This window comes from Luteibacter aegosomatissinici (genome assembly GCF_023078495.1).
Taxonomy (GTDB): Bacteria; Pseudomonadota; Gammaproteobacteria; order Xanthomonadales; family Rhodanobacteraceae; genus Luteibacter; species Luteibacter aegosomatissinici.
In genome coordinates this window covers 3,687,915-3,713,945 of sequence record NZ_CP095742.1, presented here as the reverse complement: position 1 = coordinate 3,713,945, position 26,031 = coordinate 3,687,915, and the positions used below count along the sequence as shown (strand labels likewise).

Below are 26,031 nucleotides of genomic sequence, written 5' to 3'. Positions count from 1 at the left end.
CACGCGCGCGGCGCGTCAGCGTTCCAGCCGGTAGTTAAGGCTCGCGCGGCTGAAGTCGGTGGCGTTCTGCGCTTCGAAGTTCCAGCGGTGGCTGAAGAGGTAGCGCAGGGTGATCACTTGGCCGGGGTCGAACAGGCCGACGCCGTAGCTGAGGTAGAGGCGTGGTGAGAGGTACTTGCCGACGGTGAACGCGGACGTGCCACCGAGGGCATCGTTGTTGCTCACACCGATGTCGTCGACGCCGATACGTGAGCCAACGCTCTTCGCGAGAAGATCGCCGGCGGCCGAGCCGAGCGCTTGTGCCGCTGCGCCCACCATGTTGCCTTCGCCACCCTTCACCTGCGAGAGCGGCTTGCCGGTGACGAGGTAGGAAAGGGCGTCCGACTGCTCCATCACGGGGTTCGAGAACACCGTGAGGATGGGCCGGCGCGCCGTACCGGAAACGTAGAGACCCACTTTCTGGCCTTCATCGACCGTGGCATTCGGGTTGAGCGTGCGCGCCGCGCGGATATTGAGGCCCGGGTTATCGATGGGGGTGCTGGCGAACAGCAGCTGGCCCTGTTCGATTTTCAGGTCCTGGCCATAGGCCTTGTACGTACCGTCAACCGTGACCTGGCCCTGGCCGGTCGTGGCACGGCCTGGCCGTTCGCGCACATCGAGCACGCCGGTGATGCGGCCATCGATACCGAAGCCCACGAGGTGCAGCTTCTGGCCGAGATCCACACTGATATCAGCGCTGATCGGCGAAGCCTCCTCTGCGGCTTCCTGCGCCGTGTCATCGACCACGACCACATCGGACGATGCCTTGGTGGCGCCGGCACCCGGCAGGCGCTCGACATTCACATCGGCCATGTCGATCCCGACCTTGCCGGTGACGTTCATGCCCTTCGCATCCTGCACGATGGTCAGGTTCGGTGAAACCACGGCTTTCGCTGCGGGGATATCCACCGCCGTGAACTTCGAACCCTCGATGCCCATCCGTATCTGCGCGCCCTTGCCGAGCGCCGCGGTGCCCTTGATGCCAAGCGTGCCATCGCCCGAACGAATCGTGCCGTCCACGGCGTAATTCGTGGCATCGGTGGTATTGACGCTAATGCGGCCATCCTTGAGCTTCAGGCCGGCACTCGGTACTTCGGAAGCAAAGCCCCCGAGGAGTGCCTGGCCGGTAACGGCAGGCGATGCCACGGTGCCACCCAAATTGAAGTTGGCATCGAGTACACCTTTCACCGCATCGAGTTCAGTCGTGAACAATTCGATGACGGCCAGGTTCTTGAGGTGCAGCGCCACGTTCCCGCCGAGCGCCTGTTGCGCACCGCTCACGGAGACATTGCCGGCCAGCGTGCCGCCGTCGTTGAGCGTGGCGTTCACCGTGACGCGCTGGTTATCCGGCGTGAGCTGTGCGTTGAGCGCCAGATTGTTGTAAACGAGCAGCGGCTGGTCGCCGCGGTCGGGATAAATCACCGAGCCATGGGGCGAGGTGATGCTGGCTTGCCCGGACAACGCGCCGGCCGCGGTGCGGCGGATGCTGCCATCACCTTCAAGCGTTCCATCGGCGCGTATGGGTGTACTGCCCGCTTCCGCCGCCGTCATGATCAACGCCAGCGGGACGCGACGCAGCCGGTAGCTGGCATCGAGGTTCCCCGCCTTATCCTGTTTAGCCGCCACGCAGAGCAGGGGATCGCCCGCCGTGAGGCAAAGATCGCTCATGCTCATCGCGCCATCCTTGAAAGCGAGCTGGCTGGCGTTCTGCAAACGGAACTGGGGCAGGCCCTGGAACGTGATGTTCAGCGCGGAGAGCGTGCCGTTCCACGCGTTGTCCTTGTACGCCCCCGATAGTTTCAGATCAGTGGTGAGGGGCTTGCCATGCGCTTCCACAGACAGCTGGTGGCGATCCTGCGTGCCATTGGCGTTGACGGCGATGCGGTCAAAGACGAGGCCGCCGGTGTTAGCCCCGGTGGCGAGAACATCCAGCTTGCCACCGGGCGCGCTTATATCGGGAATATCCGCATTCACGGTGAGCGCATCGACCTTCTGCCCGGCATAAACGATGGCGCTTCCGCGGATATCGGCCTTGACCGCCAGTTTCGGAACGTTCCCCTTGGCGTTGATGGTGCCCTGTACGCGGCCGCCCGCATCGGGTAGCCAGTCGCCGAGCGAATTGATAGCCAGCTTCAGCTGTGCATCGTTCGCCGTATCACCCTTCGCATCGAGCGAGATCGTGCTCCCACCCGACGCGAGGTCGAGTTTGCCGTTCACCACCTCGCGTGGCTTCAGTTCCAGCTTGCCGTTACCGCGCAACGGGCGCTGGCGCAAAGTGCCGTCGAGCGTGTGCAACTCGAGCGAACCCAGCGGTTCGTCATTGACGAGCCGGCCCTCGCTGGAAAGATCGATGTCTAGGGAGCCTGCCCATTCGGCCAGCAGCTGGCCAGGATCGAAATGCTCGCCCTGCACATCCAGCTTCCATGCGATACCGGGCTTGAGCGTCACGCTGCCGCTTGCCGCAAGCTCGCCCTTGGGTTGCTTGAGCTCAAGCGTGTGGATATCGATCACATCCGGCTTGCCATTCACGTCCAGCGTGAACTTGCCCAGGTGATCCGGCGGTCCGATATCGACATCGCCCAGCGCATGATAATTTTCCGCGCCGCCTTCAAAGGTGAGCTTACCGGAGCTCGCCAATACCTGGCCCGCGACATCCTCGGGCACCAGCACATCCTTCCACTGTAGGGAGAGGTCGGCGGTCAGTGGCGTCGCGGCGATCTCGACCGTGCCCTTCGCGGTAAGCGATCCCTTTACCTGTGGTGAGCCGACGGTCAGCTCATTCAGCGTAAGTCGCTTGTATTCGTGATCGAGGGCGGCATCGATCGGTGCCAGGCGCACCTGGTAGTCGTTCAGGCCAACATCGCCCGTGAGCTTCGCGCTGTAACGGTCGCCGGAACCTTTCAAGGCGAGGCTCAGGGCTTCGAGGCTGCTGTCGCCGAGCAGGGGTTTGGGGTTGAACCGGGGGGCATCGATGGATGCCGTCCAGGCGTAGTCGCCACGCTGCACAAGGTTCGCATCGACCTGGGCCACGAACGGCAGGCGCAGCTTGATGATGGTGTGTGCTTTCGCACCGTCACTATGGGCTTCAAGGTCGCCCGCATAGTCGATGTCGCCGGCCTTCCACTGGAACGAGGCCTTGCCATCGCCCATGTAGCCCTTGCCGACGGCGAGGTTGCCTGCGAGGTCGGCCTGGCCATCGGGCGCGCGCAGGGCGAGCTTGCTTACCGCGATGCCTTTGCTGGTCCACGACGCCGCGAGGTCCAGCGTGTTCGATTCGAAGATGGGCTGGCCGGCCTGGGTCACCCTCACATGCCCGACCTTCACGCTGTCGAGCACGATATCCAGCGGCGGATTCAGCGAGAACGGCTCGCTCGGTTCGCCTGTGTCGGGCTGGCTTGCAGGCAGCGCCACGTCCACGCCATCGGTGGTCAATGTATAGACATGGGCCTTCTTGCGGAGCAGGGCGGCGAAGGAGAAATCCACGTGCGCCTTTGCCACGCGGATATCCATGCCCTTGCCATCGTTGTACCGAACGCCGGTGAGATCCAGCGGCCCAGCCAGGCGGCCTTCGGCTTGCGAGACGGAGAGCGCGTTGTCAGTGAAGACCTTCGCCCGCTCCAGTGCAAAGCGCAGGCCGGAGGCCGTGCCGACCAGCCACCACACACCCAGCGCGACGACGATCAGTAGCGCGGCCAATGCGACACCGACGCGGATCAACCATTTCATGCCCGCGCTCCTCACAAGTCTGGCCCAATGACGACATGCAGGTGGATGCCATGTTCGTTCTTGTCATGGACCGGCACCGCCACGTCGACGCGGATCATGCCCACCGGTGAGAGCCAGCGCACGCCCAGGCCCGCACCGACGCGGGGGTTGTAGTCCGTGCCGGTAAACGCGTTACCGGCATCGACGAACGCCGCCATGCCCCAGTTGCGCGTGAAGTAGTGTTCCACCTCGGTACTGCCCACCAGCAGGCTTTCGCCACCAATGACGCGCCCGTACGCATTGCGCGGCCCGATACTCTCGAAATCGTAGCCGCGCACGCTGCGGTCGCCACCGGCAAAGAAGCGCAACTGTGGCGGCAGGTCGCTGAAATCATCGGTCCAGGTCTTGCCGGCCGTGCCGCGCAGGATCAGGCGGTTACGCCCCCAGAACGACTGGATCCACTTGGCATCGCCCATGATCGTTGAGAAGCGCGCATCGGAAAGGAGCGTGCCGACGGTGCTGCGGGCGGTCAGCGTAAGCGACCAGCCACTACGCACGAAGGTGGGGTTATCGCCTTTCTTCTTGCTAAGCGAAATTTCCGGGTAGAGCAGGGTGCTCTGGCCATGTTCGAGGCCTTCTGCCGTGTCGCTCTCACCACCGCGCTTGCCCACGGTGAAGGTGCCCGTGAGCACGTTCATACCGATGGTACGGGTCCACCCGTGCCAGAGCCGCGTTTCATTGGCGACAAGTTGCAATGTGCGTGACTTCGAGGTCACCGTATTAGCGTCGCGGTAGTTCGCGCCGAAGTTGAAGCTGCGTTGGTTCGGGCCCGGCATGGGGATCTGGTAGAGCGTCGAGAGCGTTTTCAGGCGCTGCGCGACGACCAGCTCGTTCTTCCACTTGTGTCCGCGATCGTTGATCCAGCGTTTCTCGACACCGCCGCGTAGCCCCGGTCCGGTATCCGTGCCGAAGAACGGGCCCCCGGTGTAGACCGTGCGCTTGGCCGGTGCCAGGTCCACGTTCACATCCACCGTGCCGTTCTTCGCGTTGTCGGTATCGGGAATGACGTTCACGACGGCGAAGTAGTCGGCGCCGTTCAGGGCTTGCTGCAGCTGCAGCAGTTGGTCCTGCGAGAAGTAGTCACCGCTCTTGAACGGTACGTACCGGTCGAGGAAGCCGTCGCGGAACTGTGAATTCTTGAAGTTCACGTGGCCATAGCGATAACGCTTGCCAGTCTCCCACTTCAGGTCGACCTTCGCGCTGTGCTCAGCGCGATTCACTTCCACGCGATGGGTGACCAGGCGCGCATCGAGGAAACCGGTGGCCGTCAGGGCACCGCTGACGGCGTCGCGCGCACCATCGTACTGCCCGTCGTTCATGGGCTTGTCTTTCAGGTTATCGAGCCCGCGCATGGCACGCCGCACGGCGGGCACCTTCGAGGCTTCGTCGTCGATCGCCACGTTGACCGATGTGACCTTTACCGGGGTGCCCGGGACCACGTGCAGGGTGACCTGCCAGTTGGTTCCGACTTGCTTCAACTCGCCGGTGGCGGTCGCCTCGTAATAGCCATAGGGTCGAAGAGCCGTTTGCACCTGATCGGGCGCATTGGCGTAAAGGCGGCGAATCTGCGCATCAGTGACATCGCGCGCGGTGTACTGGCTGAGTTCGACGCCGGCAATCACGGCGTTCTTAAGGTTCTCGTCAACGCCATCCACGGTGACGGTGACGCCGGCATGCGCGACGGCGGGCAAGAGGAACCACGGCAGAAGCAGCAGTCCATGGCGTCTGGTTAGGCGCATGTGCGTCCTTCCGGTCGTGATCCAAGGCCATGCGGGTAGCGACGCTACCCGGGGAACGCATCCGGGCGCCCCTGTGTATGGCCGTAACTTACCGCGCGTGGGCGCCTAGGTCGATAGACAGGTGACTACAAAGCTGAACGGCGTGAAGGGCTTCGCGGAAAAGGCATCGCGCGCAAGCGCGCTCCTACGGGGTAGGGGCGCGCCTGGGGTTAGCCGGCCTCGTCGCCGGACTGGTGGGCGATCCACGCGCCTACCATGGCGGACACATACGGAATGGACTGCGCGGCCAGGATGAACATCCACAGCGTGCTTTCCACGTAATGCGTGCCGTAATGCGTGGCCATGCCGATGATGGCCAGCAGTAACGCCACCGCCATGAGGACTTCCTCACGCACGGGCGAGAACGCGGCAAAACTGCTGCCACCCATGCGCCGGCTCTTCGCCGTCACGACGAAAGCTGTCTTCTCACGGGTCAGGCCGTGCAGGATGCCGCGCGCGATGGCATGCGAAAGCCCCATGCTGGCAACCGACGCCATGATGGTGTCGTACCAGCTGCACGGGACGCGCGCGCGATACAGCACGACGCCGAAGATGGCCTTGGCGAAGAAAAACCCGATGACCGGGATCAGGAACAGCTGCATGGGCAGGTTGAAGTAATCCGGTGCGGCGATCATGCCGGCGGTCCACAGCAAGCCCATCATGGTGAAGATGTAATGAAGGGCATCGGCGAACCAGCTGAACCAGCCCGTCAGGAAGTGGAAGCGCTGGCCCGCACTCAGCGGCCCCTTGCGCGTCATCCAGTGCCAGCGGCCCTTGAGGATCTGCATGGCACCAAAGGCCCAGCGGTAGCGCTGGCTCTTGTACGCCTTGAAATCCGCGGGCGTGAGGCCCTTGCCCATCAGCTCATCGACGTACACCAACTCGTAGCCAGCGTGCATCAGGCGCAGGCCAAGCTCGGCATCTTCGCAGATCGTCCATTCGGACCAGCCGCCGGTGCCTTCCAGCGCGGAACGGCGCACCATGGTCATGGTGCCGTGCTGGATAATGGCGTTGCGCTCGTTGCGGTGGTGCATGCCGATGCGGAAGAAGCCGTCGTATTCCCATGCGGTCATGCGGCGGAAGCGGTTCTTCTCGAAATCGCGATGCGCCTGCGGGCACTGCACCACGGCCACCTTCGGGTCGTGGAAATACCCGGTCAGCGTGGCAAGCCAGTCTTCGCGCACCACGTAGTCGGCATCGATCACCGCCACCACATCCGCGCGCTCGTCCGTCGCCGTCAGGCCGAAATTGAGTGCGCCAGCCTTGTAGCCGGGCCACGGTTCGAGGTGAAAGAAGCGGAACTTGGGGCCCAGCTTTTCGCAATATTCTTCGACCGGCTTCCACACCGCCGGGTCCTTCGTGTTGTTATCCAGCACGAGGACTTCGAAGTTTTCGTAGTCGAGGGCCGCGAGCGAATCCAGGGTGATCTGCACCATCTCCGGCGGCTCGTTGTGGCACGCCAGGTGGATGGAGACGAACGGCTGCCGCTCCACGGGGTCCGGCGGAAGCATGCCGGCGTGGCGAATCCACTTGCGCCGCCACAGCACCTCGGTGAACTCGAAGCCGTTGATCAACAGGATGCCCAGGATGGCGACCTGCGCCGGGAACAGCAGGATCAGCATGGCCCAGTCGAACGGGCCAAGATAGAAGTTGAAGGGCAGGGTGGCCGACCAGACGATCAGGCCGCACGCCAGCTGGATGAGGCCCATCATGAACAGCAGGCCGGCCAGCTTGAAGCGGCGGAAGGCGATGCCGAACCAAAGCATGGGCACGAAGGCGATCAGGGAGGCGGCCAGCGCCTTCCACGGCCAGTGCACGTCCTCGGTTACCGGGCCGGTGAACGGGAACTTCAGCTGGCGATCGGCATTGAACATGCCCCAATAAGCGCCCGTGCGCCCTTCACCCAGGTTTTCTTTCCACGGCTGGTCGATGGCTTCGAGGACGTAGTAGTCATCGATGCCATGCGCCCTGGCCTGGTTGAAGAACGAACGCAGGAAAATGGCTTCGTTCGATACGCTCGGATCGGCCGCCTTGAAGCGATCGCCGTTCGAAGGCCAGCCAATTTCACCGATGACGATGTGCTTGCCCGGGAATGCAGCTTTCAGGCTTTCATAGCTGCCAATGGCATCGCCTACGCCGGCGCGCGCGGTGATGCCGTTCCAGTACGGGAACAGATGGACAGTGATGAAGTCGACGTGGTTGGCCAGTTCCGGGTTCTGGATCCACACGTGGAACGGTTCGGCCACGGAAACGGGTTGTTTCACGGCGGCGCGCACGCGGTCGAGGTACGCCATGACCTGTTCCGGCTTCAGATCGCCGCGGAACAGCACCTCGTTACCCACGATGACCCGCGTGATCGTTTTCGGGAAGCGGTGCGCCTGGGCGATCAGCGCGTCGATCTCGCGTTCGTTGTTTTCCAGGCGGGTATCGATCTGGGCGCCCGCCATCAGGTCCAGCCCTTCCTTGTCGGCAAGGCGGGCCACCTGCGGGTTCTCGAGCATTGAATAGGTGCGGATGCGGGGCGAGTAGCGCTTGATCAGGCGCAGGTCGCTATCGATCTCCGGATCGGTCGACACATCCCCCTTCATGGGGTTCTGGTAGCGCTGGTAGGCCGTGAACGCGAACCCGGGCACCGGCGCGTTCCAGTTATCCGGGCCGTTGGGCAGGTTGGCAACGAACCAGAGGCCGTAATTCAGGCCTGCAACAACGATCGCGAGGAGTACCGCGACGAGGATGGGGTGGCTTCGGTCGGTCGTGCTGGCAGCGCTCAAAACATTCCCCGGACCGATCGGCCCCCAAGTGGCTTCAATGAGGTAACCGGGGGAGCTTAACGAACAGGGCGGAATGGCTCAACGCCGGGCTGAATGGCTGGTCAGGGTTTGTGGGTGAAAATGAGGTTAACGGGGGTGGGCGGGAGCACAAAAAAGGGCCTGGCTTTCGGCCAGGCCCTTATCGCGTGCAAGCACGGTCCTACATTATTTTAATAGCGAGCGGAGCATCCAGGCGGTCTTTTCGTGCTCTTTCAGGCGGCCGGTCACCATGTCGGCGCTGCCTTCGTCGCCGGCTTCGTCGGCGGCCTTGATCACCTCGCGGGAGGTCGCCGCGGCGATTTCGTGGCCTTCGACCAGCTGGGCCACCATGTCCTTCCATTCGGGCACGCCGGACTCTTCCTTGATCGAGGTCAGCTTGCCGAACTGGCTATAGGAGCCTGGGGCGAACACGTCGAGGATGCGGATGCGCTCCGCGATCTCGTCCGCCGCGGTCCACAGCTCGTTGTACTGCACTTCGAACATGTTATGCAGGCTATTGAACTGCGGCCCCGTGATATTCCAGTGGAAGCTGTGGGTCTTCAGGTAAAGCGAATAGGTATCCGCCAGCAGTTTGGAAAGATGCTTGGCGACCGCTTCGCGGTCCTTCTTGGCAATGCCGATATCAATGGCCATGTCTCGACTCTCCGTGGTTTTTCGGTGGTATGGCAGAAATTTTAACGATCCGGCATGTAGCCGTGAAATGAAACGTTCCGATCCCGGTGATAGGCACACGCTATCATTAATACCCCCATGAGTACTTCCAAGACCCCTACGCGCCACCCGCCCACTGATCCGCGCCTGAAAGAGCTGCGCGATGCCTTGTCGCGCGTGGCCAGCCGCGACTTCGGCCGCCTGCTGGGGCGCTGGCGGGCGCTCTCGCGCAAACCCGATGCGGCCCGGATCGATCAGCTGGGCCAGGATATCGCTACCTCCATGGCACGCCGGGCCGCCCGGGCGGCGTCCAAGCCCGCGATCACGGTGGACGCGTCGCTGCCCATCGCCGCGCGGGCGGAGGACATCATCAAGCTCATCCGCGAGAACCAGGTCGTGGTGCTCGCGGGCGAAACCGGTTCGGGCAAGACCACCCAGTTGCCGAAGCTGTGCCTTGCCGCAGGCCGGGGTGAGGCAGGGCTGATCGGCTGTACCCAACCGCGCCGCCTGGCGGCCCGCTCCGTGGCGGCCCGCGTGGCCGAGGAACTGGCTACGCCGCTGGGCGAAAAAGTCGGTTTCCAGGTCCGCTTCACCGAGAAGGTGTCCGACCAGGCCCTGGTGAAGTTCATGACCGATGGCATCCTGCTGGCCGAGACTCAGGGTGACCCCTGGCTGTCCGCCTACGACACCATCATCATCGACGAGGCCCACGAGCGCAGTCTCAATATCGATTTCCTGTTGGGCTACCTGAAGCGCCTGTGTGCACGCCGGCCCGACCTGAAGGTGATCGTCACCTCGGCCACGATCGACACCGGGCGCTTCGCCGAGCATTTCGGTGATGCCCCCGTCGTGGCCGTGGAGGGAAGAACCTACCCGGTCGAGGTCCGCTACCGGCCGCCGGGCGAGAAGGGCGAAGGCAACCTCTCGCAACAGATTGCCGATGTGATGGACGAGATCACCCGCGAGGATCCCCGCGGGGATGTGCTGGTGTTCCTGCCTGGCGAGCGCGAGATCCGCGACGCTCACTTGTTGCTGTCCCGCCGCCAGTATCGGGAGACCGAGGTTTTGGCGCTGTATGCCCGGCTTTCGGCGAGCGAGCAGGATCGCGTGTTCCGTCCCGGTCCCAAGCGGCGCATCGTGCTTGCCACCAATGTCGCGGAAACCTCGCTCACCGTGCCGCGCATTCGCTACGTGGTGGACCCGGGTACCGCACGGGTGAAGCGCTACAGCCAGCGTGGCCAGCTGGAACGCCTGCATATCGAGCCGATTTCCCAGGCGGCCGCCAATCAGCGCAAAGGCCGTTGCGGCCGCGTAGGGCCCGGCATCTGTTACCGGCTGTACGAAGAGCAGGACTTTATCCTGCGCCCGGAATTCACCGACCCGGAGCTGCTGCGGTCGTCGCTCGCCAACGTCATCCTGCGTATGCTGGCGCTGGACCTGGGCGAGGTCGAGGACTTCCCCTTCCTGGAAGCCCCGGATCCGCGCGTTGTCGCCGACGGTTACCGCCGGCTGGCCGAAATCGGCGCGATTGGCGACGACCGCCGGTTGACCGAGATCGGCCGCACCGTGGCGCGCCTGCCCATCGATGTGCAGCTGGCACGCATGCTCGTGGAGGCTCGTCGCCTGGGGAGCCTGGGCGACCTGCTCACCATCGTGGCGTTCCTTTCGATCCAGGATCCGCGCGAGCGGCCGCCCGAAGCTCGTGGGCAGGCCGATGCCGCGCACGCGCAGTTCGCCGATCCCAAATCCGATTTCATCGGTGTGCTCAACCTGTGGAAGGCGCACCTCGCCGCCGCCGAGGAACTGACTTCCTCGAAGCTGCGCGACTGGTGCTCGCGGCATTTTCTTAGCTTCATGCGCATGCGCGAGTGGCGCGAGCTGCACCGTCAGCTGGTATTGGTGACGCGCGAACTGGGCTGGAACCTTGAAAAGGCGACGGCCGAGGGTGATGCGCTTTTCGAATCGATCCATCGCAGCCTGCTGGCCGGCCTTCCCACCCAGGTGGGCCACAAGGATGAGAAGGGTGTATTCCGCGGCACGCGTGAACGACGGTTCCAGGTGTTTCCCGGCTCGGCGCTCGCGAAAGCGCCGCCCGCATGGATCTTCGCCGCGCAAATCCTGGATATCGGTGGCCGCGTGTGGGCCATGATGAACGCGCGCATCGATCCGGCGTGGATCGAACAGCAGGCCAGCCACCTGGTGCGCGCGACCGCGCGCGATGCGCACTGGTCGCGCAAGCGCGGCACGGTCGTGGCGTACGAGCAGGTCACGCTGTTTGGCCTGGTTCTGGTCGAGCGGCGGCCCGTCACGTTCTACAAGCAGGACCCCCGGCTGGCCCACGAGATCTTCGTGCGCGAAGCGCTGGTACGCATCGACCTGGATAGCCGCGCCGACTTCGTGCGTGCGAACCAGCGTGTGCTCGAGCAGGCCCACGATATCGAAGCCAAACAGCGCCGCGCGGGCCTGTTGCGCTCCGACGAAGACCTGGCGTCGTTCTTCGACGGCAAGCTGCCTGAGTCCATCGCCGATACGCGCGCGCTGGATGCATGGTTCCGCAAGGCATCGCCTGGCGAGCAGGCGGCATTGCGCTGGACCCTCGCCGATGTGATGGATGCGGGCGCGGGCCTTGATCCCAAGGCTTTCCCGGCCTCGATGGACCTGGGCCAGCATCGCTACCGCCTTGAGTATCGCTTCGTACCGGGCGACCCGGCCGATGGCGTGACGATCAACGTACCCCTGGCGTTCCTCAACGCCGTGCCGGCCGCACGTGGCGAGTGGCTGGTCGGCGGTCTCCTTGCGGACAAGGTCGCGGAACTGATCCGGGGTCTGCCAAAGGCACTCCGGCGCAATTTTGTCCCGGCGCCCGATTTCGCCCGCGCATTCAGCGAAGCCGAAACGCCGCGCGACGAACCGCTGGCCAGGGCGCTTGCCGCTTTCCTCAAGCGAACCACGGGCGTCGATGTCGACGCAGCGGCGTTCGCGGATGCCGACATCCCCGCGCATTTGTTGATGCGTTACCGGGTGCACGATGAGAACGGCCGTACTGTTGCGGAAAGCCGCGATCTGGCTGCCATCCGTGCCCAGTGGGAGGGCAAGGCGCGCGAGGCCTTCTCCCGCAAGACCGACATCGAGCTGACCCGCGAAGACATCCTCACGTGGGATTTCGAATCGATTCCCGCTGAAGTGCGCTCCGAGGCAGGCCTCAAGGCGTATCCCGCACTGGTGGACCTGGGCGAGGCGGTCGCCTTGCGCGTCTTTGAGCGCGCCGACGAAGCGGCCGAGGCCCACGTGCTCGGCGTGGAACGGCTGCTACGCGGTGCTTTGGCCCCTGAGTTCAAGCGAGCCCGCCGCCAGCTGCCGATCAGCAATCCGCTGTCGCTGAAATACGCCCCGCTCGGGAGCGTGGATGGCCTGCGCGACGACCTCGTCGAGGGCGGGTTCGCTGACCTCCTGGCCGGTGCGAAGCTCAATGTACGAACGCTGGCCGATTTCGAGCACCTGAAGGCGGACCTGGGAAGAAGCCTGTTTGGCGCAGCCATGGCGCGGCAGAAGCTCGCCGAACCGATTATCGAGGCCCAGGCTGAGCTGCGGTCATGGATGGATCCGCCGCTGATGGGCTTTGCCAAGGCGAGCTACGACGACTTGCGCGAGCAGTTGGCGGGCTTGCTCCAGCCGGGTTTCCTGCGCGAACTGCCCACCAGCCGGTTGGCGCATATACCCCGGTACCTCAAAGCCATGCGCTTGCGCGGCGAGCGCCTCCGCCAGGACCCGCAGCGCGACCAGTCGCGTATGCTGCAGGTGTTGCCGTACTGGCGGGCGCTTCTGAACGCCGGTGGCACCGCACTGGATGCGGAGAGCTGGGCGGAACTACGCTGGCTCGTTGAAGAATGGCGAGTGTCGCTTTTCGCCCAGGAACTGAAAACTGCCGAGCCGGTCTCGGCCAAGCGTTTGGTCAAGGCACTCGAAGCCGCACAGGCAAGCACCACATGAAGAGTTCACAGGCCAACGCAGGCGCGCAGAACGTGACCGATACGGTCGCGCGGCTGCCGCTCACCGAGCGCGCGCGCGAGGCATGTGGCGTGCTGCCCGCCGCCGCGCGTGCCGAAGCGGAAACCATCATCGAGTTGCTGCGTCAGCTGGGCTGCGATGACGAAACCTGCGCCGCCGCACTTTGGTACTCCCTGTCGCGGGGCATGCCAGGGGCCACGGAGGGCGCCGCCGCGACGTGGCCGGCCTCGCTCAGGCGTTTGGTGGACGGGCAGGGCGAGGCCGAAAAGGTCTGGGACCTGCACGCGCAACGTGGGCCCGCGACAGGCTCCGAGGGCCTGCGCCGGCTCTTGCTCGCCATCATCCGCGACTTGCGCGTGGTATTCGTCCTGCTCGCACGGCAGCTTGCCGCGATGCGTACCGCCATGTCGCTGCCGGATGCGGAACGCCGCGAGCTGGCCCAGCTCACGGCAGATATCCATGCGCCGCTGGCGAACCGGCTGGGTATCTGGCAACTCAAGTGGGAACTCGAGGATCTGGCGTTCCGTTACCTGGAGCCGGATACCTACCGGCGGATCGCGCGCCTGCTCGATGAGCGCCGTGCAGACCGCGAACGCTTCATCGCCGAGAGCCTGGCCGAGTTGCGTACCGTGCTCGGTAACGCGGGTATCGAAGCCGAGCTGGCAGGCCGGCCCAAGCACATCTTCTCGATCTGGAAGAAGATGAAGAAGAAAGGCCTGGAGTTCTCCGACCTCTACGATATTCGTGCCGTGCGCATCCTGGTGGGGTCCGTGGCCGATTGCTATGCCGCGCTGGGCCTGGTCCACAGCCTGTGGCCACACCTGCCGGGTGAGTTCGATGATTACGTCGCCCGCCCCAAGGGCAACGGTTACCGTTCGCTGCATACCGCGGTCATCGGCCCGGAAGGCAAAACGCTTGAAGTGCAGATCCGTACCCACGAGATGCACCGCGCCAACGAACTGGGTGTCGCGGCGCACTGGCGCTACAAGGAAGGTGGCGGAGCGGATGCCGAATTCGAGGCGAAAATCGCCTGGATGCGCAAGCTGCTTGAGCCGCGTGGCGAAGACGATGCGGAGCTGGCGGCCGGCTTCGAAACGGAGCTGATGGAAGATCGCGTGTACGTGCTTTCGCCCAAGGGCGAAGTCATCGACATGCCACGCAGCGCCACGGTGCTGGATTTCGCCTACCACATTCACACTGAGGTCGGTCATCGCTGCCGAGGCGCCAAGATCAACGGCCGTATCGTGCCGCTCACCACGCAGCCGCGCAGCGGCGATCGCGTGGAGATCCTGACCACGAAGATCTCCGAGCCTAGTCGTGACTGGTTGTCGGCCCACCATGGTTACCTGGCGACCTCGCGGGCGAAGGAAAAGGTCCGCGCGTGGTTCCGTCGCGAGGCCCACGAAGCCAACATCCTTGCTGGCAAGGCCACGCTGGAAAAGGAACTGCGCCGGCTCGCGCTGGATGACGTGGACCTTGCCGCACTGGCCACGCACTTCCGCCTGAAGAGCATCGACGAACTGTTCGTGACGGTAGCGCTGGGCGAAGTGTCCCTCGGCCAGATCGCGCGGCACCTGCAGGAGCCCGAAGAACAAGCCTTCACCCAGTCGTCGGCACCGGTCACCGCCCGCGGAGCCCAACACGACCGCGGTGCGCTCTCCATCGAGGGCGTGGGTAACCTGCTTACCACCCTGGCGCGTTGCTGCCAGCCGCTTCCCGGGGATCCGGTGCGCGGGTTCATCACCCGGGGCCGTGGCGTATCCGTGCACCGTGCCGATTGTGCGTCGCTGGCGCGGCTGGCCCGTAAGGACCCCGATCGCGTGATCGAGGTGAGCTGGGGCAGGGTGGAAGTGCAGAACTACGAGGTGGACATCGAACTGCGTGGCTACGACCGCAAGGGGCTGCAGAAGGACGTCGCCACGACCATCAACAATATCGGCCCGCACATCGTGGCGTCGTCGAGCCGGGTGAACACGCGCACCAGCGAAGTGGATATGCGCTTCACGCTGCGGGTCCGCGACTATGAACAGCTTTCGATGCTGCTGGGCAGGCTCGCGGCGTTGCCTAATGTGACGGATGCCCGCCGTCTGGGCGGGCGTTGAGCGTTACATGCCAACCAGCAGGCGCCCGCCGAGGTCCTGCAGCGGCTGGGCAATCAGGATGCGCGCGAGGAACAGCCCGAGCAACACGATCGTCGGCGAGAAATCCAGGCCGCCGATGGTCATGCGCCCACGCAGTGGCCGGACCAGCGGCTCGGCCAGCGCGGTAACGAAACGCGCGACGGGGTGGTAGCGGTCGGTGGAAAGCATGCTCATCAACGACCAGACAAACACCACCACGATCCATGTGAGCAGGAAGAAATCGAGCAGTTCGGCGAGGCCCATCACCAGGATGCCCAGCACCGACACGGGCAGGCCAGCCAGCAGCACGATGAGCAAGACCTTCACGCACTCGATGACCAGCGCGATCACCAGGGCCGCCAGGTTCACCCGGCGCACGCTCGGCAGGGCCTTGCGCAGCGGCCGCACGACGGGGTTGGTCAGGCGGTAGAGGAACTGGCAGATGGGGTTGTTGAAGTCGGCGCGGTTCGCCTCCGCCAGCAAGCGCAGGACAAACAGGGCGACGAGGGCACCAAAGATGACATTGAGCAGCAGGCCGCCCGCGTTGGTAAGGTAATTCACGAGTTCGTTTCCATCTGTTCGGAGAGTTCCACGCCACGACGGCGGGCGGCGTCGACCGCACGCCCGACGACGGCAGGGAAGTGGTCGGCCTGGAAGCTATCCAGCGCCGCCTGGGTGGTGCCCTTGGGTGAGGTGACTTTCTGGCGCAGGGTGGCCGCGTCGTCGCCGCTTTCCATCAGCATGCGGCCGGCACCCAGTGCGGTCTGCGCGGCAAGGGCCCGTGCCGTTTCGCGATCGAGGCCCTGGGCCACGGCAGCGTTTTCCAGGGCTTCCACCATCAGGAAGAAGTACGCCGGGCCCGAGCCGGAGAGGGCGGTGACGATATCGAGCTGCTCTTCCTCGGGGACCCACACGGTCAGCCCGGCGGCATCCAGCACGTGCTGGGCCTCGGCGCGCTGCGGCGCGCTGACGCGGGCATTGGCGTACAACCCGGTGGCGCCGGCGCTGAACATGGCCGGCGTATTCGGCATACAGCGCACCACGGGCAGGGCCGCGTCCAGCCAGCGCTCGATCTGGGCGATGCGAATGCCGGCCGCGATGGAGACCACTACGGGCCGGTACTGCTGCACCACGGTGCGCAGGCCCCGGCATACCTCGGCCATCAGCTGCGGCTTAACGGCAAGGACCAACAGGGAGGCGCCCTCGGCCGCGGCTGCATTATCGGTATAGGTAGCCACGCCATACTGGCGCGACAGCTCCTGCAGGGCCTCGGCGCGGGGTTCCGCCACGGCAATGCCACCGGGTTGGGCGCCATGGCGGACCAGCCCCGCGACCAGTGCCGTGGCCATATTGCCGCCACCGATAAAGGCGATCCGGTTCATGGGTTCTTTCGCTCCGTTCGCGACGACTTTCACAGACCGGTAAAGCATATACGGTGTGCCGCCTTGCGCCGACCCCCGGGGGTGGTTACCTTTGGCCCACAAAGAAAGGGGACCCCAATGGATATCGCCGAACTCCTTGCCTTCTCCGTGAAGAACAAGGCCTCCGACCTGCATCTTTCCGCAGGCCTCCCGCCCATGATCCGCGTGGACGGCGACGTTCGGCGCATCAATATCCCGCCGCTGGAGCACAAGCAGGTCCATTCGCTGATCTACGACATCATGTCGGACAAGCAGCGCCGCGACTATGAGGAATTCCTTGAGGTCGATTTCTCGTTCGAGATTCCCGGCCTGGCCCGCTTCCGTGTGAACGCCTTTAACCACAACCGTGGCGCGGGTGGCGTGTTCCGTACCATTCCGTCCGAAGTGCTCACCCTGGAAGACCTTGGCGCGCCCAAGATCTTCCGTGAACTCATTGAACAGCCGCAGGGCCTCATCCTGGTCACCGGCCCCACCGGTTCGGGTAAGTCCACGACGCTGGCGGCGATGGTCGACCACATCAACAAGAACGAGTACGGCCACCTCCTCACCGTGGAGGACCCGATCGAGTTCGTGCACACCTCGCAGAAGTGCCTGGTGAACCAGCGCGAAGTGCACCGCGATACACACGGCTTCAACGAGGCGCTGCGCTCGGCGCTCCGTGAAGATCCGGACTACATCCTGGTCGGCGAGCTTCGCGACCTTGAAACCATCCGCCTGGCACTCACGGCCGCTGAAACGGGCCATCTCGTGTTCGGCACCCTGCATACGTCCTCGGCCGCCAAGACCATCGACCGCATTATCGACGTGTTCCCTGCCGGCGAAAAGCCGATGGTGCGCTCGATGCTTTCGGAATCGCTGCGCGCGGTTATTTCGCAGTCGCTGCTGAAGAAGGTGGGTGGCGGCCGTATCGCGGCCCACGAAATCATGGTTGGCATTCCGGCCATCCGAAACCTGATCCGCGAGGACAAGGTGGCCCAGATGTACTCGGCCATCCAGACCGGCCAGCAGTACGGCATGCAGACCCTGGACCAGAACCTGGCGGACCTGGTCAAACGTGGCCTCATCACCCGCCAGGAAGGCGCCATGTACGCCAAGAACAAGGAAGGGTTCCGCTGACGCGCTAGCCGGCCCGTTGGGCCTGAAAGTCGCGGCGTAGCCGCTGTAAACCGTAAGAGAAAGGGGTGTAGGCTGTTACTGACGGTTTACGCTTCACAGCCCCGGCAAAGCCGGGGCGACTAACCAGGGCCGTGCCATGAGCGAGTTCGATTTCACCTCCTTTCTTAAGCTGATGGTGCACAAGCAGGCGTCCGACCTGTTCATCACCGCCGGCGTCGCACCCTCCATGAAGGTGCAGGGCCGTATCGTGCCCATCACGCAAAGCCCCCTCTCCGCGCAGCAATCGCGCGACATGGTGCTAAACGTGATGACGCCGGCCCAGCGCGAGGAATTTGAAAAAACCCACGAGTGCCAGTTCGCGATCAGCGCCTCGGGCGTCGGCCGCTTCCGTGTCTCGTGCTTTTACCAGCGCAACTGCGTGGGCATGGTCCTGCGCCGTATCGAATCAAAGATTCCCACGCCGGAAGAGCTGAACCTGCCGCCGATCATCAAGCAGCTGGCGATGACCAAGCGCGGCATCATCATCTTCGTGGGTGGTACCGGTACCGGTAAATCCACGTCGCTCGCCTCGATGATCGGCTACCGCAACCAGAATTCCACGGGTCACATCATCACGATCGAGGACCCGATCGAATACGTGCATCGCCATGAAGGCTGCATCATCACCCAGCGCGAGCTCGGTATCGATACCGATAACTGGGAAAACGCGCTGAAGAACACGCTGCGCCAGGCGCCAGATGTCATCATGATCGGCGAAGTGCGTACGCGTGAGACGATGGAGCACGCCATCAACTTTTCGGAAACGGGCCACCTGTGCCTTTGCACGCTGCATGCGAACAATGCCAACCAGGCGCTGGACCGCATCCTGCACTTCTTCCCGGAAGACCGTCGCAGCGCGCTGTTCATGGATCTGTCCCTGAACCTGAAGGGCATCGTGGCGCAGCAGCTCATTCCCACGCCCGACGGTAAGGCACGTCGCGTGGCGATCGAAGTGCTGCTGGGTACGCCGCTCGCGCAGGACTACATCCGTCAGGGCGAGATCCACAAGCTCAAGGAGCTCATGCGCGATTCCAACCAGCTTGGCATGCGCACGTTCGACCAGAGCCTGGTGGAGCTCTACCACGCGGGCGAAATCTCGTACGAAGATGCCCTGCGCCATGCCGACAGCTCCAACGAAGTGCGCCTGCGCATCAAGCTGGCCCAGGGCGGCGACGCCCACACGCTGTCGCAGGGCCTGGAAGGCGTTGAGATCGACAAGGCCAACGACAAGAACACGTTCGGCGGCATGCTGCACCGCTAGGCGACACGCTCCTACAACGAGAACAAAAAAGGGAGCCCGAAGGGCTCCCTTTTTCGTACGCCAGGGCGTATTACCCAGCGCGTATTACTTGGCGGCTGCCGAAACCGTGAGGCCGCTGGCATCCACGCTCTTCACGCCCTTGATCTTCTTGGCGATCGCTTCAGCGTGGCTCTTTTCCTTTGCCGTGGCGACCGAGCCGGTGAGGGTCACAACGCCTTCCGTGGTGCTAACCGAAATATCGGTGGCACTCACACTCTTGTTGGCGGCGAACTCGCTCTTCACCTTGGTGGTAATCCACGTATCGTCAGCCTTGCCGGCTACCGTCTGGTTATCGCCCTTGGAGGCGGCCGCAGCGGAGTCCTGGGCATACGCCGAGGCAAACGGGACCGTGCCGAGACCGGCAACGAGGGCGGCAGCGAACAGGGCCTTGCGAATGTTGGCGTTCATCATGGGGAACTCCTTTTTACGGATCTGTGGTGGGACGACGCCGGCGCCACGCGCTGTGGCTGCCGTTGTCGCGGTGGCCATATCACCAGCGCATCCGTGAACGATTCGTGCCCATTCAATCTATTGATTCAGCTTTGCCGAATACGTCTTCACATCCTGTCGTGGCAGTGAAAGCGCGTGCAACGCGCGCAACAAAAAAGGCCGCGAGGTATCGCGGCCTTTTTTGCTTCGCCAAGGGTGCGGCGTTACCGCTTCGTTGGCTTTTCGCGTGCTAGCACGCTCCTACCGTGTTTATTTGTATTCGACGGCGCCGGAGATCACGAGGCCCTTGTCATCCATGTGAGCTTCGCCGGTCACCTGCACGACGCGTGCGGCCTGTGCCTTCATCGCATCGAACTGCGCCTTTGAACGCTGTGCCGTCGCCGTATCCGCGGCCTGCGAATCCGGTGCACCATCCGCCGTGGCCGCTTCCGCCATGGCCGATGCGTACTGCTGCGCCTTATCCGACATGACATCGACCCACGTGCGGTACATGTCACCATTCAGATGCAGGCGGCTGAGGCGGCCCGCATCGCCGGTGCTACCCATCAGCACGTCATCGAGCTTGTTGTCTTCGCCATCGCCCAGGCCAATCGCAATAGCCTGGCCGTTCATCGCGGCCCAACCGGGCATACCCAGCGATTGCGTCAGGTTGGCAGGCAGCGCCACCGGCTTGCCATCGGCCGCCAGCTTGAACTCACCGCCAAGCACGGCCTGGCTCATCGCCAGCAGGCCCGCCGGGTTGCGGGTGGCAAGCACGACGCGGCCGGTGATCTGCGGGATCGCAGCGCCCGGTGCACCCGGCTTGTACGAATCGACGACGAGACGCACGCCGCGGATATCGCCGAACGGAGGGATCGCCGCCTGCTGCATGGTCGAACCCATCTTCGCGAAGCTATCGTTGAGGCTGGCGAAGGCCGGGCAGGCGAACGGCTTGGCGGCCACGGCTTCCGACTGCGTCGTGAAGAACGTACGGATCTGCTCAACCGGCAGTGCGATGCTGGCATCGAACGGGCCGGTGGCATCGTTGCCCAGGCCCGGCAGTTCCACCTTCAGGCCCGAGAAGGCGCTGGTGATGTCGCTGGCAAGGGCAACGTCCACGCGCTGTTCCACGTGGTGAAGATCGAGCTTGGTGTAGCCGAAGCTGAAGGACGGTACGCGAGCCGCGACGCGGGTAGCCTCTTCCTGGCAGCTGGCCGGGATCTGCGGTGCCGGTTCGCCCGTCTTCTTCGACTGCTGCTTGAGGAAGCTCGCAAAGAGCGGGTCCTTGCCGGCGGCGACGAGCGGCAGCAGGCGGGTGAGATCCACCTGGCCTACCACGTAGTCCTTATAACCCTTGTCCTTGGCCAGGTCGGCGAGGCGGCCATCATCCTGCAGGTTCTTCTCCGGGCGGTCGACGCCCAGTGCCTGGCGGATAAGCGGCTGCGCGGCGTCGGCCGGGAGCAGGGCGGCGACGGCATTCTTGCCCACCGTGGCGATGATCAGCTGCGTGCCGCTATCGCCCAGGGCGACATGGCGGTAGGCCTGGCCACCGGCATCGGCGGTGTCCAGCTTCTTGCCGTAGGCGGTCTCAAGGCGGCCGACGAAGGCATCCCATGCCGCCGGATCGGCGAGCGCCGCACGGGCGACCGGGCTGAGGCCCACGCCGTACACGGCCGAGCCCGTCTTGAGGTCGACGCCGACGTTCTTCAGCACGGTTTCGGCATTCTTGCCGTCCAGTTCGGCCACGACGGCGCGCAGCAGGCGCGCGGCATCGGCATTGCCCTTGGCATCGAACTCCTGGGCATACGACTTGAGCTGGGCGACCTGGCCCGGGGCTTCATAGTTCAGCTGGGCGAGCACCGCCTCATAGGCGCTGTCGTCCAGCTTATCGAGGCTGGCCACGACGTACGGCGTATCGGCCGGTACGAAAGCCAGCGGGGCATCCTTGTCCTTGTGGCCGCAGGCCGCCAGCAGCACGCTGGCGACGCCGAGCGCGAGGAGTCGCTTCGTCGGTCGCATTCTTTATCCCGTTGATTGGTCCCTTGGAACCACCATTATGCCGGAACGCGCGGCGCGGCGGGTCCCAGCATGTTATTCACCGGCCCATCACTTCGCACAGCACAGCCATGCGCACGAAGACCCCGTTGCCGACCTGCTCGAGGATGCGCGACTGCGCGCCATCGGCCACGTCCGACGCGATCTCGATCCCGCGATTGATCGGGCCCGGGTGCATGACCAGGGCACCCCTGGCGGCGCGGGCAAGGCGCCGGGTATCCAGGCCGTAGCGCTCGAAATAGGCCGTTTCATCGGGCAGGTCCGTGGCCTCCATGCGCTCCTTCTGCAGGCGCAACATGATGACCGCGTCCACGCCTTCGATCGCCTCGTCGAAATCGTCGTGAAGGGTGACGCCCTTGAATTCCCCTTCCGCGGGGAGCAGGCGGGCAGGGCCGACGATACGGATGTCCTTGGCGCCGAGCGCGGTCAGCACGTGCACATCGGAGCGGGCCACGCGCGAATGGCGTACATCGCCGCAGATCGCGACCTTGAGCTTACGAAAATCCGGATGGTGATTGCGGATGGTCAGCGCATCGAGCAGGCCCTGGGTCGGGTGCGCGCGATTGCCGTCGCCGGCATTGACCACGGAGACGCCACTCATGGCGTGCTTCACCAGCTCTTCCGGGGTGCCGGAGACCTTGTGGCGGACGATGATCGCGTCCAGGTGCATGGCCTCGAGCGTGTGCAGGGTATCGAACAGCTCCTCGCCCTTGCTCGTGGAGGAGAGGCCGATATCGAAGTTGATGACATCGGCGCCCATGCGGCGGGCGGCCAGTTCGAACGATGTGCGGGTACGCGTCGACGGCTCGAAAAACAGGTTCAGCACGGTGCGGCCGGCCAGGATATCCAACTTGCGCGTGCCGTGCGCACACTGGTCGCGAAGGCTGATGGCCTTGTCGAGCAGGCGCTCGATGGTCTCGCGCGGCAGGTTCTCGAGGGTGGTCAGATGGCGAAGGCGGTTTGACATGACGTCCTCAAGGCTTAACGGTGGATGGCGATCGATTACGGTTGCAGCAGGTATGACTCAAGGATGACCGCGGCGGCCTCGGCATCGATGGATTTTGCATCCGATCGCTTGCGGGTGCCTGCAGCGCGCGCGGCCGCGAAACGCCGGGCGGCTTCCTGCGAACTCATGCGTTCATCGGCGAACGCCACGGTGATGCCGTAACGCTCTGCTATTTGTTCGGCAAACCGGCGCGCGGTGCGCGTCATCGGTTGCTCCTTGCCGTCGTTATCGAGCGGTAGTCCGACGACGAGCTCGCTGGGCAGCCATTCACGGCGGAGCGTGTCCAGTGCCTGCCAGTCTGGCGTGCCATCGCGCACCGGCAAGGCGGCGAGCGCGCGCGCGGTACCGGTCAGCCGGTTACCCACGGCCACACCGACCACTTTCGTGCCGACATCGAAACCAAACAGACAGCTCATGGATCAGGCGTGCCCGGCGTAGCCGGCGAGCTGCGAGGGATCACGCACTCCCATCTTGCGCGTGGCCGCAAACCAGCGCTCTTCGATGGGCGTGTCGAACACGATGTGCTCATCGGCACGCGTGGTAAGCCACGCGTTCTCCATCACTTCCTGCTCGAGCTGCCCAGCCTCCCACCCGGCATAGCCAAGGGTAACGACGGCGCGTCGCGGGCCATCGCCCCGCGCCATCGCGACCAGGATGTCGCGCGACGTAGTGACCGACCAGTCGTCGTTGATGCGGTAGCTGGAATCCCAGTGGCCATGCTCCCGGTGCAGGACGAACCCACACTCCTGTTGCACGGGGCCGCCGATGAGCACCGGGTGATCGGCGATCTCGATGTCTTCGCAGGGCAGCTTCATCTGCGCGAGGACATCGCCCAGGCGGTATTCGGAAATCTGGTTGATGAGCAGGCCTACTGCGCCATCTTCGCCATGCTGGCAGAGGAAGGCGACGCCACGTGCGAACGGCGGTTCCGCGAGGGACGGCATCGCGATGAGGAACTGGCCGGCGAAAGTGTTGGCGATACTCATGGCTCCATTGTAGCCGCAGCGGACGCTGGCCGTGCGGAATTGTTCATGCCCGGGCGCGTACCTTGTGCGCCGGTTCACACGGAGGCAACTCATGCCGAAGATGATGTTTGTTAAGGGTTTTGTGCTCGCTTTGGTGGCCGTTTCGGTGCTCCCGGCGCATGCGTCCGCGCCGTCTGCCTGGAAGGACTATGACCAACGGGTAACCCAGGCGTGCGTGGCGGCCAGCGGGCTGAAGGATGCAAGGCCGGTCGGTGGGCTGGTGAAGTACGACGACCGCGTGCCCGTCACCGCGCTGGTGCTTGCCGGGCGTTACCCGCAGAAGCACATGAAGAACGCGCCAGGGCGTGAATTGTGCGTTTGGGACCGCAAGGCGGAGAAGGCTTACGTGAGCGAGGCGGACCAGCTGCTGCCGAAACCGTGAAGCGCGCGGCCAGCGCCAATGGTGCGATGACGCCGATCAATAATTGCGCAGGACGTTACCCGGCAGGAACTGCCACGTGCGGGTGATGTAAAGCTCATCCACCTTCTCCTTGCTGTCCCTGGGCAGGCCGGGGAAGGGTGCGGCGAGGCGAACGATGCGTTGCGCGGCATCGTCGAGCAGCTTATGGCCCGAGCTCTTGATCACGTCGATGCTCTTGATCGAGCCATCGCGGTTGAGGCCCACCGTGAGCACGAGCTCACCGTAGACGCCCTGGCGGCGAGCTTCATCCGGGTAATTGAGGTTACCCACACGCTCCACGCGGTTCACCCAGCCTTTCATGTAAGCGGCGTAGGCGTATTCGCGCGTGTTCGACGAGATGAACTTCTTCTTGGGGCGCTTGGCGTACGCCTCGGATTCGTCACGGACCTCGGCGGCCAGTTTCGCCATTTCCAGCTTGCGCTGAATCTCTTTTTCCGAGGGGGGCAGTGGCCGCTCCTTCTGCTCGGTCTGCTCCTGCGTGGTATCGACGTGGAACGCGGTCTGGCCTGCGGTCGTCAGTACCTGGTCCGGCGTGGCCTCGCGCGGGGCAGGGGCCTGGGCTTCTTCCACCTCGGGCGCCGCGCCCGTATTGCGGGTCGGCAACGGGCCGCTCACCCGTTCGGAGGGGCGGGAGGCCTTGTCTCGGTCGCCGCCGCCCGAGTTGTTTGCCTGGGCAAGGAAATCGGCCTTGTCGGGTTGCTCCTGGTTCGCGACGTCCACGAGCGTTACATCCAACGTCGGGACGCTGGGGGCGGGCTTTTCGGCCTGGAACGTGACGCCGAGGATGACGACACCGTGCAGCAGCAGCGAAAACAGCAAAGTCGCGCCGATCAGGTCGGCGCCGGTGGTACGGGTCGTCATCGGGCCTCGATCGCGTCGAACAGCAGCCCGGCGATGTTAATGCCGAACTGGGCATCCAGCTCACGGATGCACGTCGGAGATGTGACGTTGATCTCGGTCAGGTAATCGCCGATCACATCCAGGCCAACGAAGCGGAGGCCGCGACGAACCAGTTCCGGGCCGACCTGGGCGGCGATCCAGCGATCGCGCTCCGAAAGGGGTACGCCGACGCCACGCCCGCCGGCGGCCAGGTTCCCGCGGAATTCGTCCCCCTGGGGGATGCGGGCCAGGGCGTAGGGCACCGGCTCACCATCGACCAGCAGGATGCGCTTGTCACCCGCGGTGATCTCGGGGATGTACTTCTGGGCAATCGTGAAGTGGTGGTTGCCGTCCAGCAGGGTTTCCAGCATGGAGTTCAGGTTGCTGTCGCCCGCCTTCACCCGGAAGATGCCCCGGCCACCCATGCCATCGAGCGGCTTCAGCACGGCCTCGCCATGCTCGGCCACGAAAGCCTTGAGCTGGTTGCGGTCGCGCGAGACCAGGGTGGGCGTGGTGCACTGCGGGAACTGCAGGGCGAACAGCTTCTCGTTGCAATCCCGCAGGCTGCGCGGGTCGTTCACGACCTTCACGCCAGCCTTCTGGGCGGCCTCGAGCACCATGGTGTCGTAGATGAACTGCGGATCCACCGGCGGATCCTTGCGGGCGAGCACGATGCCCATCTCGGCCAGCGGGCGCCAGCTGGGCTCGCCCAGGGTGAACCAGCCGTTCGGGTCATCCTTGACGGTGAGGGGCCGCAGGCGCGCCCAGGCGTCCGCCCCCCTGAGCTCCAGGTCGCCTTCTTCCATGTAAAACAGGGCGTGACCGCGGCGCTGGGCCTCCAGCAGCATCGCGAAGGTAGAATCCTTGGCGATCTTGATCGCGCGGATCGGGTCCATGAGGACGGCGACGGAGAGCGGCATGGAGGCGGCCTTCGGGGAGCAGGAAAGGAGTCAAGTTTAGTGGAGCGTTGCCGACTATTTCACAAGGCGTTGTCCCTTTAGGAACAATTCATCTTGACGGAATCCCGGCCACCCATTAAACAGCGTGGCAAGGTCCGCCGAAGAGCGGGTACCGGCACCGGGGGTGTCGGGCTTTACGACCTGGCGCACGGATACCCGGGTAAGAACGGGCTATCCTGTTGTTGGGACTTGCAGTTTTTTCGTGTGACG

At 64.3% G+C, this 26,031-nt stretch carries 18 protein-coding genes; 5 read left to right on the top strand and 13 right to left on the bottom strand.

Features of this window, described 5'->3' with window-relative positions:
- Positions 1–15: 15 nt before the first annotated feature.
- From L2Y97_RS16660 to L2Y97_RS16645, 4 genes are all read right to left on the bottom strand, one after another.
- The gene (locus L2Y97_RS16660) at positions 16–3,765 is read right to left on the bottom strand and encodes a translocation/assembly module TamB domain-containing protein (protein ID WP_247428774.1); all 3,750 of its coding nucleotides are present in this window, start codon (positions 3,763–3,765) and stop codon (positions 16–18) included.
- Between the two features lie 11 nt (positions 3,766–3,776).
- Positions 3,777–5,543 carry an autotransporter assembly complex protein TamA gene (locus tag L2Y97_RS16655; RefSeq protein ID WP_247428772.1) on the bottom strand — a complete coding sequence of 589 codons (1,767 nt, stop codon included), beginning with the start codon at positions 5,541–5,543 and terminating at the stop codon, positions 3,777–3,779.
- A 209-nt stretch (positions 5,544–5,752) separates the two neighbouring features.
- Positions 5,753–8,353 carry a glycosyltransferase family 2 protein gene (locus L2Y97_RS16650; protein ID WP_247428771.1) on the bottom strand — a complete coding sequence of 867 codons (2,601 nt, stop codon included), beginning with the start codon at positions 8,351–8,353 and terminating at the stop codon, positions 5,753–5,755.
- A gap of 204 nt (positions 8,354–8,557) precedes the next feature.
- Positions 8,558–9,025, bottom strand: coding sequence for a Dps family protein (locus L2Y97_RS16645; RefSeq protein ID WP_247328329.1), 468 nt, complete (start codon positions 9,023–9,025; stop codon positions 8,558–8,560).
- A 117-nt stretch (positions 9,026–9,142) separates the two neighbouring features.
- Between L2Y97_RS16645 and hrpA the strand changes: the two genes are divergently transcribed.
- Entirely contained in the window at positions 9,143–13,033 is a 3,891-nt protein-coding gene (gene hrpA, locus L2Y97_RS16640) for an ATP-dependent RNA helicase HrpA (protein ID WP_247428769.1), read from the top strand.
- Positions 13,030–15,153, top strand: coding sequence for a bifunctional (p)ppGpp synthetase/guanosine-3',5'-bis(diphosphate) 3'-pyrophosphohydrolase (locus tag L2Y97_RS16635; RefSeq protein WP_247428768.1), 2,124 nt, complete (start codon positions 13,030–13,032; stop codon positions 15,151–15,153). Before hrpA ends, L2Y97_RS16635 begins: the two co-directional genes overlap by 4 nt.
- A 3-nt stretch (positions 15,154–15,156) precedes the next feature.
- Here the strand turns inward: L2Y97_RS16635 and L2Y97_RS16630 are convergent, their stop codons facing one another.
- Both L2Y97_RS16630 and proC read right to left on the bottom strand, forming a co-directional pair.
- Positions 15,157–15,732: a YggT family protein gene (locus L2Y97_RS16630; protein WP_247428766.1), complete on the bottom strand. Its 576-nt coding sequence runs from the start codon at positions 15,730–15,732 to the stop codon at positions 15,157–15,159.
- Entirely contained in the window at positions 15,729–16,553 is an 825-nt protein-coding gene (proC, locus tag L2Y97_RS16625) for a pyrroline-5-carboxylate reductase (RefSeq protein WP_247428764.1), read from the bottom strand. The genes L2Y97_RS16630 and proC overlap by 4 nt, the downstream gene beginning before the upstream one ends.
- A 117-nt stretch (positions 16,554–16,670) precedes the next feature.
- Here proC and L2Y97_RS16620 point away from each other — a divergent pair, with 117 nt between their 5' ends.
- Both L2Y97_RS16620 and L2Y97_RS16615 read left to right on the top strand, forming a co-directional pair.
- Positions 16,671–17,708 (top strand): type IV pilus twitching motility protein PilT, encoded by a 1,038-nt coding sequence (locus tag L2Y97_RS16620; protein WP_247428762.1) that lies wholly within the window; start codon positions 16,671–16,673, stop codon positions 17,706–17,708.
- A 136-nt stretch (positions 17,709–17,844) separates the two neighbouring features.
- Positions 17,845–19,008: a PilT/PilU family type 4a pilus ATPase gene (locus tag L2Y97_RS16615; protein ID WP_247428760.1), complete on the top strand. Its 1,164-nt coding sequence runs from the start codon at positions 17,845–17,847 to the stop codon at positions 19,006–19,008.
- Between the two features lie 84 nt (positions 19,009–19,092).
- On the opposite strand, the gene L2Y97_RS16610 is transcribed toward L2Y97_RS16615, so the two are convergent.
- The 5 genes from L2Y97_RS16610 to L2Y97_RS16590 all read right to left on the bottom strand — a co-directional run bounded on the left by L2Y97_RS16610 (position 19,093) and on the right by L2Y97_RS16590 (position 23,523).
- Positions 19,093–19,458, bottom strand: coding sequence for a BON domain-containing protein (locus tag L2Y97_RS16610; RefSeq protein WP_247428758.1), 366 nt, complete (start codon positions 19,456–19,458; stop codon positions 19,093–19,095).
- Between the two features lie 288 nt (positions 19,459–19,746).
- On the bottom strand, positions 19,747–21,495 hold the full coding sequence (locus tag L2Y97_RS16605) for a hypothetical protein (protein ID WP_247428756.1): 1,749 nt from the start codon (positions 21,493–21,495) through the stop codon (positions 19,747–19,749).
- Positions 21,496–21,571: 76 nt separating this feature from the next.
- The gene (locus L2Y97_RS16600) at positions 21,572–22,498 is read right to left on the bottom strand and encodes an aspartate carbamoyltransferase catalytic subunit (RefSeq protein ID WP_247428754.1); all 927 of its coding nucleotides are present in this window, start codon (positions 22,496–22,498) and stop codon (positions 21,572–21,574) included.
- 35 nt (positions 22,499–22,533) lie between these two features.
- A complete protein-coding gene (gene ruvX / locus L2Y97_RS16595) occupies positions 22,534–22,953 on the bottom strand; it encodes a Holliday junction resolvase RuvX (RefSeq protein WP_247428752.1) in 420 nt (139 codons plus the stop codon).
- A gap of 3 nt (positions 22,954–22,956) precedes the next feature.
- Positions 22,957–23,523 carry a YqgE/AlgH family protein gene (locus L2Y97_RS16590; protein ID WP_247428750.1) on the bottom strand — a complete coding sequence of 189 codons (567 nt, stop codon included), beginning with the start codon at positions 23,521–23,523 and terminating at the stop codon, positions 22,957–22,959.
- A gap of 91 nt (positions 23,524–23,614) precedes the next feature.
- Here L2Y97_RS16590 and L2Y97_RS16585 point away from each other — a divergent pair, with 91 nt between their 5' ends.
- Positions 23,615–23,944 carry a hypothetical protein gene (locus L2Y97_RS16585; RefSeq protein ID WP_247428748.1) on the top strand — a complete coding sequence of 110 codons (330 nt, stop codon included), beginning with the start codon at positions 23,615–23,617 and terminating at the stop codon, positions 23,942–23,944.
- Positions 23,945–23,980: 36 nt separating this feature from the next.
- On the opposite strand, the gene L2Y97_RS16580 is transcribed toward L2Y97_RS16585, so the two are convergent.
- Both L2Y97_RS16580 and gshB read right to left on the bottom strand, forming a co-directional pair.
- Positions 23,981–24,844, bottom strand: a complete 864-nt coding sequence (locus L2Y97_RS16580) for an energy transducer TonB (protein WP_247428747.1) — start codon at positions 24,842–24,844, stop codon at positions 23,981–23,983.
- Complete coding sequence (gene gshB / locus L2Y97_RS16575; protein ID WP_247428745.1) at positions 24,841–25,782, bottom strand: glutathione synthase; 942 nt, start codon at positions 25,780–25,782, stop codon at positions 24,841–24,843. The genes L2Y97_RS16580 and gshB overlap by 4 nt, the downstream gene beginning before the upstream one ends.
- Between the last annotated feature and the right edge of the window lie 249 nt (positions 25,783–26,031).